Here is a 14210-nt window from a genome sequence, read left to right on the forward strand (position 1 = left end):
GTCTGCCCCGTTACTTCTGGCACGTCGGGCAGAAATAGCTTGAGCGGCCCGACTGCACGATCCGTTTGATGGGGGTGCCACAGACCGGGCAGGGCTGGCCGGTGCGATCGTAGACCGTAAAATTATGTTGGAAATAGCCCAGGCTGCCATCGGCATGGCGGTAATCGCGCAACGTCGATCCGCCCGCCCGGATTGCCGCTTTCAGCACTTTCTTAATCGCGGCGGTAAGCGGGGCACAGTCGGCCACGGTTCCGGCCAGTCGTTCGGGGTGTAAATGGGCCTCGAACAAAGCCTCGCTGACATAGATATTGCCTAAGCCCGCCACCACCCGCTGGTCGAGCAGGGCGGCTTTGAGCGGCGTCTTCTTATTTTTAAGCGCTGCGGCCAGCACCTTCGGGGTGAAGCTGCGCTCCAGCGGTTCCGGCCCCAGCCCGGCAAAGAGCGGGTTCTCCTCAAGCTGTGCGGTCCAGACGAGTGTCATCAGACCGAAACGACGCGGATCGTGAAAGATCACCTGCGCCGTGTCGGTGGTGAAGACGACATGGTCATGTTTGCCGGGGCTGGCCGCGCCGTCCCGCGGGCTGATCAGCATCCGCCCGGTCATGCCCAGATGGATGATCAGGGTTTCGCCATCATCCAGATTGGCCAGAATGTATTTGGCCCGGCGGCGTAAGGCCGTCACGGTTCGTCCGGTGAGCCGTTTGGCAAAGCGCGGTGGAAAGGGCACCCGCAGGGCTGGGCTTCTCTGCTGGACATTGACCAGCATTTTACCTTCCAGCGCGGGCATCAGGCCCCGCATCACGGTTTCAACCTCGGGTAATTCGGGCACAGTGCGATCCTTGGGGCCAGTAACGGGGGGCCAGTAATGGGTAAGGCTGCTCGTCCAAGAGTATCGTACTGGCGCCGATTGCAAGAGCAATTTATGACGTGTCTGCGGGTGGGATAACCCTTCATGGCATGAGGCTTTATGCGTAAATCGATTCTTTGGGCCGGGCTGATCTTCGGCGGTGTACTTCTGACCGCGGCCAGCGCCGCGGCCGGGGCTGCCAGCGTTGCGCTGAACTTTGCCGGTCTTGCGCCGGTGCGCGTGGGGATGCGCGTGGTCGATGCTGAAACCGCGCTCGGCACCAGTCTGATCACCGGCGAGGAAGTGGGCATGGCGGGGTGCTTCGTCGCCTCCCGTGCCGACGGGCAGGCCGGTGGGGTCGATTACATGATCGAGAACGGTATCATCACCCGGATTACGGTGACGGATGGCAGCATCCGTACGGATAAGGGAATCGGGGTCGGCTCCAGTGTGATGGAAGTGCAGAAGACCTATGGTTCTCAGCTTCGGATCTCGCCGCATCCCGATGCGCCGGAGGACTGGCTTTATATGGAGGTTTACGGCCCCCAACGGAGCCGTGCCCTGCTTTTCGAAGCCGAGAAAGGTGTCGTGCGTAACTTTCGCGCCGGGCTGACAAAATCGGTCGAATATGTGGAAGATTGCCTGTGACCGGTGGCCTGTAAGAACGTGCCCGCAAGGCTGGTCACCCGGATGGGTTTTCGCTATGGTCCGCTCATGACTGCGAACAAACACACCGCCTCCTTCGGCTTTCGCGAAGTGCCGGAAGGTCAGAAAGAATCGCTAGTGGCCGAGGTCTTTTCTTCGGTCGCCAGCCGCTATGATCTGATGAACGATCTGATGAGCGTCGGCATCCACCGTTTGTGGAAGGCGGCGATGATCGACTGGCTCAATCCGCAAGCGGGCTGGAAATCGCTCGATGTGGCCGGTGGTACCGGTGATATCGCCTTCAAGATCGCGGCCCGCGCCCGCCGCCACGGCGGGGATGCGGCGGTCACGGTGTGCGACATCAATCCCGACATGCTGGCCGAGGGCAAGAAGCGCGCCGACAAGGCGGGGGAGCATGCCGTCAGCTGGGTTCAGGGCAGTGCGGAAAGCCTGCCGTTCCCCGATAACAGTTTCGATTCCTACACCATCTCGTTTGGTATCCGGAACGTGACCCATATCGACAAGGCCTTGTCCGAAGCCGCGCGGGTGCTCAAACCCGGCGGGCGGTTTCTGTGTCTGGAGTTTTCGCAGGTGGCTGTACCCGCACTGGCCAAACTCTATGACCGCTATTCTTTCGCCGTGCTGCCCAAGGTCGGCTATGTCGTCACCGGTGATGCGGATTCCTATCAATATCTGATCGAGAGCATCCGCCGCTTTCCGCCGCAGGAAACCTTCAAGGACATGATCGAATCTGCCGGGCTGTCACTGGCCAAGTACCGCAACCTGTCCTGTGGTATCGCGGCCCTGCATTCGGCATGGAAGGTCTGATGGCGGCGTTGGGTCATATCGCCCGCCTGTGGCAGATTGCTCAGGGGCTGGGTTCGTATGACGTGCTGCTGCCGCGCGAGGTTGCGGCGCGCTACCCCTGGCCGTTGCGGCTGGTGCGCGGACTGTTTTCCAGTAAGGCGGAGGGGCCGGTCGGTATCCGCCTGACCCGGGCGCTCGAAAGTCTGGGGCCGACGGCGATCAAGCTGGGTCAGGTGCTGGCCTGTCGCCCCGATGTCGTCGGGGCCGAGACCGCCGCCGCCCTGTCGGCGTTGCAGGATAAGCTGACACCCTTTTCAACGGTCGATGCGGCGCAGGTGGTGGCGCAGTCTTTGGGCAAGTCCGTCAAGAATCTGTTTGCCGAATTTGGCGAGCCGGTGGCCGCCGCCTCGATTGCGCAGGTTCACCCGGCGCTGACCCGGGATGATCCCCCGCGCAAGGTGGCGGTCAAGGTGCTCCGCCCGGCGATCGAGGCGGCCTTTGCCAAAGACATGGCCGCCTTTGCCTATGCCGCCCGGCTGGCCGAGCGTTTCTCGGCTGAGGCGCGGCGCTTACGCTTTGTCGCGGTGGTTGAGACGCTGGCCGATGCGGTGACGATCGAGCTGGATCTGCGGATGGAAGCCGCTGCGGCCTCGGAACTGGCCGACCGCACCAAGACGGATGCCGAGTTTCACGTTCCGGCAGTGGACTGGTCACGTACCGCCCAGCGCGTGCTGACCACCGAATGGATCGATGGCATCAAGATCAGCGACAAAGCGGCGCTGGAAGCTGCGGGGCTCGACCCCAAAGTGCTGGCGCTGGCGCTGGTGCGCCGCCTGCTGCGCTCGGCGCTGTGTGACGGCTATTTCCACGCCGACATGCATCCCGGCAACGTCTTTGCGACCGCCGATGGCCGTATCGCAGTGGTGGATTTTGGCATCATGGGGCGGCTGGATCTGAAGACCCGCCGCTTTATGGCCGATGTGCTGCTGGGCTTTTTGCAGCGCGACTATGCCCGCGTCGCCCGCGCCCATATCGCCTATGGCACGGTCAGTGCGGCCCATGACGAGGCCGTGCTGGCGCAGGCCCTGCGCGCCATTGCCGAGCCGGTGCTGACCCGCCCGCCGCGCGAGATTTCAATGGCCGCCCTGTTGCAGCAGCTGTTCGACACCACGCGGCGCTTTGGCATGCAGACCCAGCCCCAGCTTCTGCTGTTACAGAAGACCATGGTGGTGGTGGAAGGCGTCGCCCGCGGCCTTGATGCCGACTTTGACATGTGGGAATGCGCCCGCCCGGTGGCCGAGGAATGGATTCGTGACCAGATGGGGCCCAAGGCCCGGCTGGCCGATGTGGTCGCCACCCTGAAAGGGCTGGCGGCGCAGGTGCGCGACTGGGCCGTCGCCGGGGTGTGATGCTGCCCGTGTGAAAGCGAGCCGGGCGTTAATTATATACTGATACGCGCCATGTCGCGGTCATTTAAAATATGTGTCTATATTCATTTCGTTGGCTGATTGATGAGTTCATCTCATAAGTCCATGCCATTTTCTCTGGCTATTGGTCGGGCGATCCGGATCCTAAAGTTGGACTATAATGCCGCGCCTTAAACGGTCGACCGCGACGTGCGCCAGGCGTCGGTTTCTGGGCGGGCAAGCTCCAGGAGAATTGATTATGACTGTTTCTTTTGATTTTTCGGGAAAAGTAGCCCTGATTACGGGTGCTTCTTCCGGGATCGGCCTCGCCACGGCTAAAGCTTTCGCAGAAAGCGGCGCAGTCGTTGCTATGGCGGATTGGCACGGGGATGCTGTGCGTGTCGCTGCCGATGAACTCGCTGCACAAGGTCATAAAGTCCTCGCGATCCATTGCGATGTGTCGCAGGACGATCAGGTCGAAGCGATGGTTGCGCAGACGATTTCGGCTTTCGGCCGTCTCGACGCCGCTTATAACAATGCGGGCGTTCAGAATGTACTGGCTGAGACGGCTGATACTACCCGTGAGGATTACGACCGCGTTATGGGAATTAATCTTCGCGGCGAGTGGAGTTGTATGAAGTTCGAACTGCAGCAGATGCGCAAGCAAGGCGAGGGCGTGATCGTCAATTGTTCCTCGCTTGGTGGGTTGGTCGGGGGAGCTGAGCGCGGGATATATCACGCGGCCAAGCACGGTATTCTTGGGTTTACCAAGAGTGCAGCGCTTGAGTATGGTGCCCGCGGTATTCGCATCAATGCCATCTGCCCTGGGCTCATTTGGACACCGATGGCCGACGAGATGGTGGCTGGCGGTCAAGGCGATGCGCTCAGTGCGATGGAAAAGAGCATCCCGATGGGACGTGTCGGTCGCCCCGAGGAGATCGCGAATGTGGTCCTTTGGCTTTGCAGCGACGCCGCGAGCTATGTAACTGGCCAGTCCATCTCGGTGGATGGCGGCTTCATCATGCGGTAATCGGCTGCGCGCGCTAGCCTGCTGCCGGATATCTGGTTGTAGTTGGCGCTGCGCAGACCGCGGGTCGGGCAGAGGTAACTACTTCTTGTCGTCCTTGCCGTTGCTGTGGTTCAGGGTGCGGATCATCTTTAACCCCTCCGCAACGGAGGGGACCCCGAAGGCCCCGCGGACCTCGTCCGGGATCTGCCCCAGATCAGCCGGACTTAATTCCATTTCCGGGCTGTCTTTTTCACTGCTGAACTGGGTGCCGAAAACCTGTTTCTGTTTGGTTTCCAGCAGATAGCGGTCGAGCGTGGCGGCCGCTATCCAGGCCGCTGTCTGACCGTGGTTGTCCGATCCGTTTCCCCGTGTCATCGCCGTCATCGCCAGTATGTGGGCCAGCATATAATCGGCGGGCGTCTCGCCATGCTGAAAGATAAAGGCGGCGTGGAGATAGTCATTACCGCTGTGCAGTTGGTGCTGTTCCAACATGGTGCGGGTCTGTCCTCGCCGTACCTGATCCTGTTTGTATACCCGAAGGCTGTTTTCTTCAGTCCACTGGGTGCTGGGGGCGCGGTCAGCCTGATCGGCGGCATAGAGGGTGCTCATCTGTGGGTTGTCTACATCGACAGCGACACCATCGCGAAGCAGCAGCCCTTCAATCGAATCCTGCAGGCACAGGGCCGCCGCCGCATCGGCTTCGCCTTGCGCAATCTCGCCCGCGCGCAGCTCTGCCACCGCCAGCATAAAGCGGGGGGATGCGCTTTTCGGATGCGCCGTCGCTTCGGCCCGCAGCTCGTTCAGTGCGGCCTGACAGGAGGCCTGTGCCGCCGCCCCGGTCGTTTTGAGACACTTCTCTGCGGTGGGGGGCCGAGGTGCGTCATTGGCCTGTGCGTCATTGGTCTGTGCGGGGATGCCCAGCCCCAAAAGGCAAAGCACCGCCACTGCAGTGTGGAGTTTGTTTCTGAAGGGCATCGGCATTCTTCGGCTTTCTGGCATGTGCAGATGTGGGCTGTCGGCTACATAAAGTCGTCAACAAGCATATCTGCTGCAGAGGTGCATTTTTAGGTTGTAATCTGCGTCATCCCACCGCACAATTCTTCCATAATAAAAAGTAAAATTACCGGGGAGTAACGGCTGTGAAGGCGACAAAGTGGTTGTTTCTGCTGTGTGTTTTGGTTTTTCTGGGTATGGTATCGCTCCCACTTCTCGCGCAGGAAGCTTCTGGTTCCGGTGGCGCGAGCGGGGCGGGCGATCTGGCTAGCCGCATGGTGAACGATCCGGCCCGCGGCTGGGCGGTGTTTGGCGCCATCGCTAAGGGGGAGCTGATTGCCGACAAGACGGTGCAGGGTGGCACGGCGGAGCGGGTTACCGTTTCTGCCGAAGGGGCGAATCCCTGGGATGCCGGCGGTATGGCGGGCAACGTAAAACCGGTGGCCAGGGGGGATGTGCTGCTTTTGGCCTTCTGGGCACGGGCGGTGGTGCCGCCTGCCGGGCAGAACACGATCACCCTGCTGGCCCGGCTGCAGGAATCCGCCGCGCCCTATACCAGTCTGGGGGCGCAGGAGACGCTGGTGCTGAGCAGTCAGTGGAAGATGTATTATGTGAAGGCGGTGGCATCGAGGGACTATAGCAAGGCGACGATGGGCGGATCGCTCAATTTTGCCACCGGAATCCAGACGCTGGATCTGGGGCCGATCCTGCTGATCGATTTCGGCCCGGGCTATGACGTCAATAAACTGCCGGTGAATCGCTAGTCAGTCTGCTTTAAGGGGCAGACGATTCTTCACCCGCAGGCTGCCCATTGGGCCAGCTATTCCGCGGCGGGTGCCTTCTGCTTGGCGTTTTCTGCCTTCACCTGATCGAGCACCGATTCTATATCGTCGCTGCATTGGCCGCAGCTGCGCCGCTTATTTAAGACTCGGAACACGTCTGCGACGGTTTTGGCCCCTTTGGCGGCGGCTTCACGCACCTGGGCATCCGTCATTCGGCTACACATACAGAGGATCATGGGGGTTCCTTAACCTGGCGGGCTTCAGCTTGCCCTTTTCCGATCAATTACGTCAACTACCATGGCTATATTGGAAAAATATGAACAGATTCAAGGTAAAAAAGCGATAACCACCGATCTGTGGATAATCCTGTGGACTGTGCCGGGCTGGAACGGCGGGGCGCTGGCCGGGCTGTGGGGTGCCGGGTTAATCGAATATAGCGTTTAAGAGGCGATTTTGGCCTATGGCCCTTGACCTGTCCCCCGAGTTCCGCCTATACAGCGCCACCTTTCGTAAACAGGCCGTCTGCGGTTTCGCGGAAACGATGTTGGAAAGTCAGTGAAACGCGTGAGATCGCGCGACTTGTTTGGCCCTCGGGCCTCAAGTCCTCCGCGCTTTTTACGGAGCGGACAGCTTCCCGGTACGGGGAATTGTCCGAGTCCGGTTTAGTCGTTGCCGAACACATGGTGTGCCCGGCAATAATCGAAGTCGAAGGCGGCGGTTCAGCCGTCGGAGAAAACGGGAAGACGAATGCCGACGATCAACCAGTTGATCCGCAAGCCGCGGGGCGTAAAGCCCAAGCGCAATAAGGTTCCGGCACTGCAAGAGTGCCCCCAGAAGCGGGCAGTTTGTACGCGCGTCTATACCACGACGCCGAAAAAGCCGAACTCGGCCTTGCGTAAAGTTGCCAAGGTGCGTCTGACCAATGGCTACGAAGCGCTGACCTACATTCCTGGCGAAGGCCACAATCTGCAGGAGCACTCGGTTGTGCTGATCCGCGGCGGCCGCGTGAAGGACTTACCTGGCGTGCGCTACCACATCATTCGTGGTGTGCTCGACACGCAGGGCGTCAAGGATCGCAAACAGCGCCGTTCGCTTTATGGCGCTAAGCGTCCGAAGTAAGAGAGGGTTTAGTTATGGCTCGTCGTCGCCGCGCAGATCGTCGCGAAATCAACCCGGATGCCAAGTTTGGTGATCTGGTTGTTGCCAAGTTTATGAATAGCCTAATGTATGACGGTAAGAAGTCTTGCGCTGAGAACATTCTCTACGGCGCCTTCGACGTCATTCAGGACAAGACCAAGCAGGATCCGCTGCAGGTCTTCCACGAGGCCCTGAAGAACGTCAGCCCTGCGCTGGAAGTTCGTTCGCGCCGCGTTGGTGGTGCTACCTATCAGGTGCCGGTGGAAGTTCGCCTTGACCGTTCGCGGGCTCTGGCGATCCGCTGGATCATCGGTTCTGCCCGTAAGCGTGGCGAAACCACGATGACCGGCCGCCTGTCTGGTGAAATTCTCGATGCCGCAGCCAACCGCGGTAACGCCGTTAAGAAGCGCGAAGATACCCACAAGATGGCAGAGGCCAATCGCGCCTTCTCCCATTATCGTTGGTAAGGATCCGGGAAGTTTAATATGCCTCGCACAACCCCGCTCGCAGACTATCGCAATATCGGTATTGCCGCGCACATCGACGCCGGCAAGACGACAACGACCGAGCGCATCCTCTACTACACCGGTAAGAGTCATAAGATCGGCGAAGTCCATGACGGCGCTGCTACTATGGACTTTATGGAGCAGGAGCAGGAGCGCGGCATCACCATCACGTCGGCGGCAACGACCTGCTATTGGCGTGACCATCGCATCAACATCATCGACACCCCTGGCCACGTCGACTTCACCATCGAGGTGGAACGTTCGATGCGCGTGCTGGACGGTGCTGTGGCGGTGTTTGACGCGGTTGCTGGTGTTGAACCGCAGTCGGAAACCGTCTGGCGTCAGGCCGACAAGTACAATGTTCCGCGTATCTGCTTCGTCAATAAGATGGACCGCATGGGCGCCGATTTTGCCCGTTGCGTCCAGATGATGATCGACCGTCTGGGCACCCGCCCGATGGTTATCGCGTGGCCGATTGGCGCGGAAGCCGACTTCAAGGGCATTATCGACATCGTGTCGATGAAGGCTCTGGTCTGGCACGAAGAGCAGCTCGGTGCGAAGTACGACGAAGTCGAAATTCCGGCTGAGTATGCTGATAAGGCTGCCGAACTCCACACCCAGCTCATTGAGATGGCCGTGGAAGAGGACGAAGCGCTGCTTGAAGCCTATCTTGAAGGCACCGTGCCGAGCGTTGCAGACATCAAGCGCTGCATCCGCAAGGGCACCAATAACTTCAAGTTCGTGCCGGTTATGTGCGGTTCGGCCTTCAAGAATAAGGGTGTTCAGCCGCTGCTCGACGCCGTTGTCGACTATCTGCCGTCGCCGCTCGATGTTCCGCCGGTCAAGGGTCATATCCCGGGCAAGGATGAGCAGGAAGCCGAACGCAAGTCTGATGACAAAGAACCCTTCTCGGGTTTGGCGTTCAAGATCATGGACGACCCCTTTGTCGGTTCGATCACCTTCGTGCGCATCTATTCGGGCATGGTGACTTCCGGTACGGGCGTTCTGAATTCGGTCAAGGACAAGACGGAACGCGTTGGCCGTATGCTCCGCATGCATGCCAATGATCGTGAGGACGTTAAAGAGGCCTATGCCGGCGACATCGTCGCTTTCGCGGGCCTCAAGCTGACCACCACCGGTGAGACGCTGTGCGATCCGAACAATCCGATCATCCTGGAAAAGATGGAATTCCCCGATCCCGTGATCGAGGTTGCCATCGAACCCAAGACCAAGAGTGACCAGGAAAAGATGGCGATGGCGCTGCAGCGTCTGGCCCAGGAAGATCCCTCGTTCCGCGTCTCGTCTGACGTCGATTCGGGCCAGACCATCCTGAAGGGCATGGGCGAACTGCACCTCGACATTAAGGTCGACATTTTGCGCCGTACCTACAAGGTCGATTGCAATGTCGGCGCGCCGCAGGTTGCGTATCGCGAAACCCTCTCGCGTGCGGTTACGGTCGATTACACCCACAAGAAGCAGACCGGCGGTGCTGGTCAGTTTGCCCGGGTTAAGATCGAATTCGAGCCGTTACCGGCTGGGTCGGGCTATGTGTTCGAGAATAAGGTCGTCGGTGGTGCGGTTCCGAAGGAATTCGTTCCGTCCGTTGAAAAAGGCATCAAGGTCCAGAAAGAAACTGGTTTGATGGCCGGCTTCCCGGTGATCGATTTCGGGGCTCGTCTGATCGACGGTGCGTTCCACGAAGTTGACTCGAACGCGATGACCTTCGATATCGCTGCCCGCGCGGCGTTCCGCGAACTCGCGGAAAAGAAGGCGGTCAAGCTGCTTGAGCCGATCATGAAGGTCGAAGTTGTGGCACCTGAGGAATTCCTCGGCGGCGTCATTGGCGACCTGAATTCCCGCCGTGGTCAGGTGCAGGGCACCGACAGCCGCGGCAACGCCCAGATCGTCACCGCAATGGTGCCGCTGGCGAACATGTTCGGCTACATCAATACTCTGCGTTCGATGTCGCAAGGTCGCGCGCAGTACTCGATGCAGTTCGACCATTATGAGCAAGTTCCGCAGGCTATCGCGGAAGAGATTACGAAGAAGTACACCTAACGTCGGGATACGGAGAAGACCACCATGGCGAAGGCCAAATACGAGCGGACGAAGCCGCATTGCAACATCGGGACGATTGGTCACGTCGACCACGGCAAGACAACGCTGACGGCGGCGATCACGAAGGTGCTGGCTGAATCTGGCGGTGCGACGTTCACGGCGTACGACCAGATTGATAAGGCGCCTGAAGAAAAGGCTCGCGGCATCACGATTTCGACGGCACACGTCGAGTATGAGACGGCGAACCGTCATTATGCGCACGTTGATTGCCCCGGCCATGCTGACTATGTGAAGAACATGATCACGGGTGCGGCGCAGATGGATGGCGCGATTCTGGTTGTTTCGGCAGCTGACGGCCCGATGCCGCAGACGCGCGAACACATCCTTCTGGCCCGCCAGGTTGGCGTGCCCGCGCTGGTCGTCTTCATGAACAAGTGCGACATGGTCGATGATCCGGAGCTGCTGGATCTGGTCGAGATGGAAGTTCGTGAGCTTCTGTCGAGCTATCAGTTCCCCGGCGACGATATCCCGATCGTTCGTGGTTCGGCGCTGTGTGCTCTGGAAGACAAGAGCCCGGAACTCGGTCGTGAAGCGATCCTGAAGCTGATGGCTGAAGTTGACGCCTATATTCCGCAGCCGGATCGTCCGGTTGAGCTGCCGTTCCTGATGCCGATCGAAGACGTTTTCTCGATCTCGGGCCGTGGTACGGTTGTGACCGGTCGTGTTGAGCGTGGCGTTGTCAAGGTTGGTGAAACGGTTGAGATCGTCGGTATGAAGCCGACGTCGACGACCACGGTTACCGGCGTTGAAATGTTCCGCAAGCTGCTCGATCAGGGCCAGGCCGGTGACAACATCGGTGCGCTGTTGCGCGGTGTTGACCGTAATGGTGTCGAACGTGGTCAGGTTCTGTCGAAGCCGGGTACGGTGACCCCGCATACCCAGTTTATGGCAGAAGCCTATATCCTGACGAAAGAAGAGGGTGGCCGTCATACGCCATTCTTCACCAACTATCGTCCGCAGTTCTACTTCCGTACGACGGACGTGACGGGTATGGTGAAGTTGCCGGAAGGCACCGAGATGGTGATGCCTGGCGACAACATTACGATTGAAGTTGATCTGATCGTTCCGATTGCGATGGAAGAAAAGCTTCGCTTCGCTATCCGCGAAGGCGGCCGCACAGTTGGTGCCGGTGTCGTCGCTTCGATCATAAAGTAGGGGCCGGAAATTCGGCCGTTGGCCGTCTCGGAGAGTTAATCTATGCAAGGTCAGAATATCCGTATCCGGCTTAAGGCCTTCGATCACCGCATCCTCGATAATTCGACGCGGGAGATCGTAAATACGGCGAAACGCACTGGTGCGCAGGTCCGCGGTCCGATTCCGCTGCCGACAAACTTTGAGCGTTTCACGGTTAACCGTTCACCGCACGTCGATAAGAAGAGCCGTGAACAGTTTGAAATCCGTACCCACAAGCGTCTGCTCGATATCATCGATCCGACGCCGCAAACGGTCGACGCGCTGATGAAGCTCGACCTGGCGGCTGGTGTTGATGTCGAGATCAAGCTTTAAGGAGTAGCGCGATGCGCACAGGCGTCATCACGCAGAAGGTTGGCATGACCCGTCTTTTTCTGGAAGACGGTAAGCATGTGCCGGTCACGGTTCTGAAGCTCGATGGCTGTCAGGTCGTGGCGCGGCGTACCGCCGAGACTGATGGCTACACAGCTGTTCAGCTCGGGTCGGGTTTTGCCAAGCCGAAGCGTTTGACCAAGGCCGACCGTGGTAACTTTGCCAAGGCCGAAGTCGAGCCTAAGAAGAAGTTGGCGGAATTCCGCGTCGATCCTGAGAATCTCTTGGATGTCGGCGATTTGATCCAGGCGGATCATTTCGTTGCTGGCCAGAAGGTTGACGTGACCGGCGTTACCATTGGTCGCGGTTTTACCGGCGCTATGAAGCGTTGGAACTTCCGCGGTTTGGAAGCCACCCACGGCGTGTCGATCTCGCATCGTTCGCTTGGTGGTACCGGTGGCCGTCAGGATCCGGGCAAAACCTTCAAGAATAAGAAGATGCACGGGCATTACGGCGTTGACCGTGTTACCACGCTCAACCTCGAGATCGCCAAGGTCGATGTCGACCGCGGACTGATCATGGTGCGCGGCGCTGTGCCGGGCTCCAAAGGGGGCTGGGTTATGGTGCGCGATGCGGTCAAGCAGGCGCTGCCCAAGGATGCTCCGATCCCCGCTTCAGTTAAGAAGCGCGAAGCTAAGGTGGTTGAGGGCTAAAGCATGAAAACGAAAGTCTTTTCCCTCGATAATCAGGCCAAGGGCGACGTCGAACTCGCCGATGCGGTGTTCGGTCTCGAACCCCGCGCCGACCTGATCCAGCGTGTTATCGTGTGGCAGCTGGCCAAGCGTCGTGCCGGCACCCATGCGATGCTGACCCGCGCCGAAGTCAACCGGACGCACAAGAAGGTCTACAAGCAGAAGGGCACTGGCCAGGCTCGTCACGGCAGTCGTACCGTGTCGCAGTATGTTGGTGGTGCCAAGGCAATGGGCCCCGTGCCGCATAGCCATGCTTTTGATCTTCCCAAGAAGGTCCGTGCGCTTGGTCTCAAGCATGCTCTCTCGGCTAAGGCCCAGAAGGGTGCGCTGGTGATCCTCAGCGAGGCTGCCGTCAACGAAGTCAAGACCAACTCTTTGGCGAAGCAGCTGAAGGCCCTGGGTGTCGAGAATGCCCTGGTGGTTGATGGCACCTTCGATGACAAGTTCGCGTTGTCTGCTCGTAACCTGGCGGCGGTGTCGCTGGTTCCGGTGGCCGGTATCAATGTCTACGACATCATGCGCAAAAACACGCTGGTGCTGACGGCGGCGGCGGTCAAATCGATCGAGGAGCGTCTGGCATGAAGACCGTGCACGATGTCATTCTGTCGCCGGTGATTACCGAAAAGGCGACCAAGCTGACGGAAGTCAATCAGATTGTCTTCCGGGTAGCGATGGACTCGACCAAGCCGCAGATCGCTAAGGCGGTTGAGGAATTGTTCAAGGTCAAGGTCAAGGCGGTTAACACCGTCCGGGTCAAGGGCAAGAGCAAGACGTTCCGCGGCGTGCGCTTTACGCGCAGCGACTCCAAGAAAGCGATCGTGTCCCTCGAAGAGGGCCACCAGATCGATATCACGACGGGGTTATAAGATGGCGCTCAAACACTATCGGCCCGTAACCAATGCGCAGCGCCAGCTGGTGCTGATTGACCGTAGCGGCCTGCATAAGGGCGGTCCGGTCAAGACGTTGGCCAAAGGCAAGTCTTCTAAGGGCGGCCGCAATAACACCGGTCGTATTACCGTCCGCTATCGCGGCGGCGGGCATAAGCGCCTGTATCGTATCGTCGATTTCAAGCGCACCAAGTTGGGTGTGCCGGCGACGGTGGAGCGGTTGGAATTCGATCCCAATCGTACGGCCTTTATTGCCCTGCTCAAGTATAAGGATGGCGAGCTCGCTTACATCCTGGCGCCGCAGCGCCTGGCCGTTGGTGATGTCGTTATCTCTGGTGACAAGGTCGACATCAAACCCGGCAACGCAATGAAGCTTGGTTCGATGCCCGTCGGCACCATCGTGCACAATGTCGAGCTTAAGCCCCTCAAGGGTGGCCAGATGGCTCGGTCGGCTGGGACTTATGCGCAGTATGTTGGTCGTGACTCCGGTTATGCCATCCTGCGCCTGAACTCGGGCGAAATGCGCAAAGTGCGGCTTGACTGCATGGCAACGGTGGGCGCGGTGTCAAACCCCGACCACATGAACGAGATCGAGAGTAAAGCTGGTCGTGCAGTATGGAAGGGCAAACGCCCCCATGTTCGCGGCACGGCGATGAACCCAGTCGATCACCCCCACGGCGGCGGCGAAGGCCGTACCAAGGGCGGCCGCAACCCGGTTACACCGTGGGGCAAGCCGACCAAGGGCGCCAAAACCCGCAAGAACAAGCGCACCACCAAGTACATCGTGCGTTCGCGCCACGGCAAGACGCAAGGATAGT

Annotated in this window: 18 protein-coding genes; 15 read left to right on the top strand and 3 right to left on the bottom strand. The window is 59.4% G+C overall.

What is annotated here, in order from left to right; genetic code table 11:
- Positions 1-10: 10 nt before the first annotated feature.
- Complete coding sequence (gene mutM, locus ACZ5RI_RS06330) at positions 11-829, bottom strand: bifunctional DNA-formamidopyrimidine glycosylase/DNA-(apurinic or apyrimidinic site) lyase (protein WP_464515268.1); 819 nt, start codon at positions 827-829, stop codon at positions 11-13.
- Positions 830-967: 138 nt separating this feature from the next.
- On the opposite strand from mutM, the gene ACZ5RI_RS06335 reads away from it, so the two are divergent.
- The 4 genes from ACZ5RI_RS06335 to ACZ5RI_RS06350 all read left to right on the top strand — a co-directional run bounded on the left by ACZ5RI_RS06335 (position 968) and on the right by ACZ5RI_RS06350 (position 4735).
- Positions 968-1495: a hypothetical protein gene (locus tag ACZ5RI_RS06335; RefSeq protein ID WP_464515269.1), complete on the top strand. Its 528-nt coding sequence runs from the start codon at positions 968-970 to the stop codon at positions 1493-1495.
- A gap of 66 nt (positions 1496-1561) precedes the next feature.
- Positions 1562-2320 carry a bifunctional demethylmenaquinone methyltransferase/2-methoxy-6-polyprenyl-1,4-benzoquinol methylase UbiE gene (ubiE, locus tag ACZ5RI_RS06340; RefSeq protein WP_464515270.1) on the top strand — a complete coding sequence of 253 codons (759 nt, stop codon included), beginning with the start codon at positions 1562-1564 and terminating at the stop codon, positions 2318-2320.
- Positions 2320-3708, top strand: a complete 1389-nt coding sequence (ubiB, locus tag ACZ5RI_RS06345) for a 2-polyprenylphenol 6-hydroxylase (protein ID WP_464515271.1) — start codon at positions 2320-2322, stop codon at positions 3706-3708. Before ubiE ends, ubiB begins: the two co-directional genes overlap by 1 nt.
- Positions 3709-3964: 256 nt before the next feature.
- Positions 3965-4735 carry an SDR family NAD(P)-dependent oxidoreductase gene (locus ACZ5RI_RS06350; RefSeq protein WP_464515272.1) on the top strand — a complete coding sequence of 257 codons (771 nt, stop codon included), beginning with the start codon at positions 3965-3967 and terminating at the stop codon, positions 4733-4735.
- Between the two features lie 78 nt (positions 4736-4813).
- Here the strand turns inward: ACZ5RI_RS06350 and ACZ5RI_RS06355 are convergent, their stop codons facing one another.
- Positions 4814-5689 (bottom strand): hypothetical protein, encoded by an 876-nt coding sequence (locus tag ACZ5RI_RS06355; protein WP_464515273.1) that lies wholly within the window; start codon positions 5687-5689, stop codon positions 4814-4816.
- A gap of 164 nt (positions 5690-5853) precedes the next feature.
- On the opposite strand from ACZ5RI_RS06355, the gene ACZ5RI_RS06360 reads away from it, so the two are divergent.
- Positions 5854-6471 carry a hypothetical protein gene (locus tag ACZ5RI_RS06360; RefSeq protein ID WP_464515274.1) on the top strand — a complete coding sequence of 206 codons (618 nt, stop codon included), beginning with the start codon at positions 5854-5856 and terminating at the stop codon, positions 6469-6471.
- 56 nt (positions 6472-6527) lie between these two features.
- Here ACZ5RI_RS06360 and ACZ5RI_RS06365 read toward each other — a convergent pair whose 3' ends face one another.
- Positions 6528-6701 (bottom strand): (2Fe-2S)-binding protein, encoded by a 174-nt coding sequence (locus tag ACZ5RI_RS06365; RefSeq protein ID WP_464515275.1) that lies wholly within the window; start codon positions 6699-6701, stop codon positions 6528-6530.
- An 85-nt stretch (positions 6702-6786) separates the two neighbouring features.
- On the opposite strand from ACZ5RI_RS06365, the gene ACZ5RI_RS06370 reads away from it, so the two are divergent.
- From ACZ5RI_RS06370 to rplB, 10 genes are all read left to right on the top strand, one after another.
- Positions 6787-6933 carry a hypothetical protein gene (locus ACZ5RI_RS06370; RefSeq protein WP_464515276.1) on the top strand — a complete coding sequence of 49 codons (147 nt, stop codon included), beginning with the start codon at positions 6787-6789 and terminating at the stop codon, positions 6931-6933.
- A 303-nt stretch (positions 6934-7236) separates the two neighbouring features.
- Positions 7237-7608 carry a 30S ribosomal protein S12 gene (gene rpsL, locus ACZ5RI_RS06375; RefSeq protein ID WP_464515277.1) on the top strand — a complete coding sequence of 124 codons (372 nt, stop codon included), beginning with the start codon at positions 7237-7239 and terminating at the stop codon, positions 7606-7608.
- Between the two features lie 14 nt (positions 7609-7622).
- Positions 7623-8093 carry a 30S ribosomal protein S7 gene (gene rpsG / locus ACZ5RI_RS06380; protein ID WP_464515278.1) on the top strand — a complete coding sequence of 157 codons (471 nt, stop codon included), beginning with the start codon at positions 7623-7625 and terminating at the stop codon, positions 8091-8093.
- An 18-nt stretch (positions 8094-8111) separates the two neighbouring features.
- The gene (gene fusA / locus ACZ5RI_RS06385; RefSeq protein WP_464515279.1) at positions 8112-10190 is read left to right on the top strand and encodes an elongation factor G; all 2079 of its coding nucleotides are present in this window, start codon (positions 8112-8114) and stop codon (positions 10188-10190) included.
- A 24-nt stretch (positions 10191-10214) separates the two neighbouring features.
- Entirely contained in the window at positions 10215-11405 is a 1191-nt protein-coding gene (gene tuf / locus ACZ5RI_RS06390) for an elongation factor Tu (RefSeq protein ID WP_464511164.1), read from the top strand.
- Positions 11406-11447: 42 nt separating this feature from the next.
- A complete protein-coding gene (rpsJ, locus tag ACZ5RI_RS06395) occupies positions 11448-11756 on the top strand; it encodes a 30S ribosomal protein S10 (RefSeq protein ID WP_464515280.1) in 309 nt (102 codons plus the stop codon).
- 11 nt (positions 11757-11767) lie between these two features.
- The gene (gene rplC / locus ACZ5RI_RS06400) at positions 11768-12466 is read left to right on the top strand and encodes a 50S ribosomal protein L3 (RefSeq protein ID WP_464515281.1); all 699 of its coding nucleotides are present in this window, start codon (positions 11768-11770) and stop codon (positions 12464-12466) included.
- Between the two features lie 3 nt (positions 12467-12469).
- Positions 12470-13087 (top strand): 50S ribosomal protein L4, encoded by a 618-nt coding sequence (gene rplD, locus ACZ5RI_RS06405; RefSeq protein WP_464515282.1) that lies wholly within the window; start codon positions 12470-12472, stop codon positions 13085-13087.
- A complete protein-coding gene (locus ACZ5RI_RS06410) occupies positions 13084-13371 on the top strand; it encodes a 50S ribosomal protein L23 (protein WP_464515283.1) in 288 nt (95 codons plus the stop codon). Before rplD ends, ACZ5RI_RS06410 begins: the two co-directional genes overlap by 4 nt.
- Position 13372: 1 nt before the next feature.
- Entirely contained in the window at positions 13373-14209 is an 837-nt protein-coding gene (rplB, locus tag ACZ5RI_RS06415; protein WP_464515284.1) for a 50S ribosomal protein L2, read from the top strand.
- The last annotated feature ends 1 nt before the right edge of the window (position 14210 follow it).

The sequence above is a fragment of the Micropepsis pineolensis genome, from assembly GCF_055392125.1.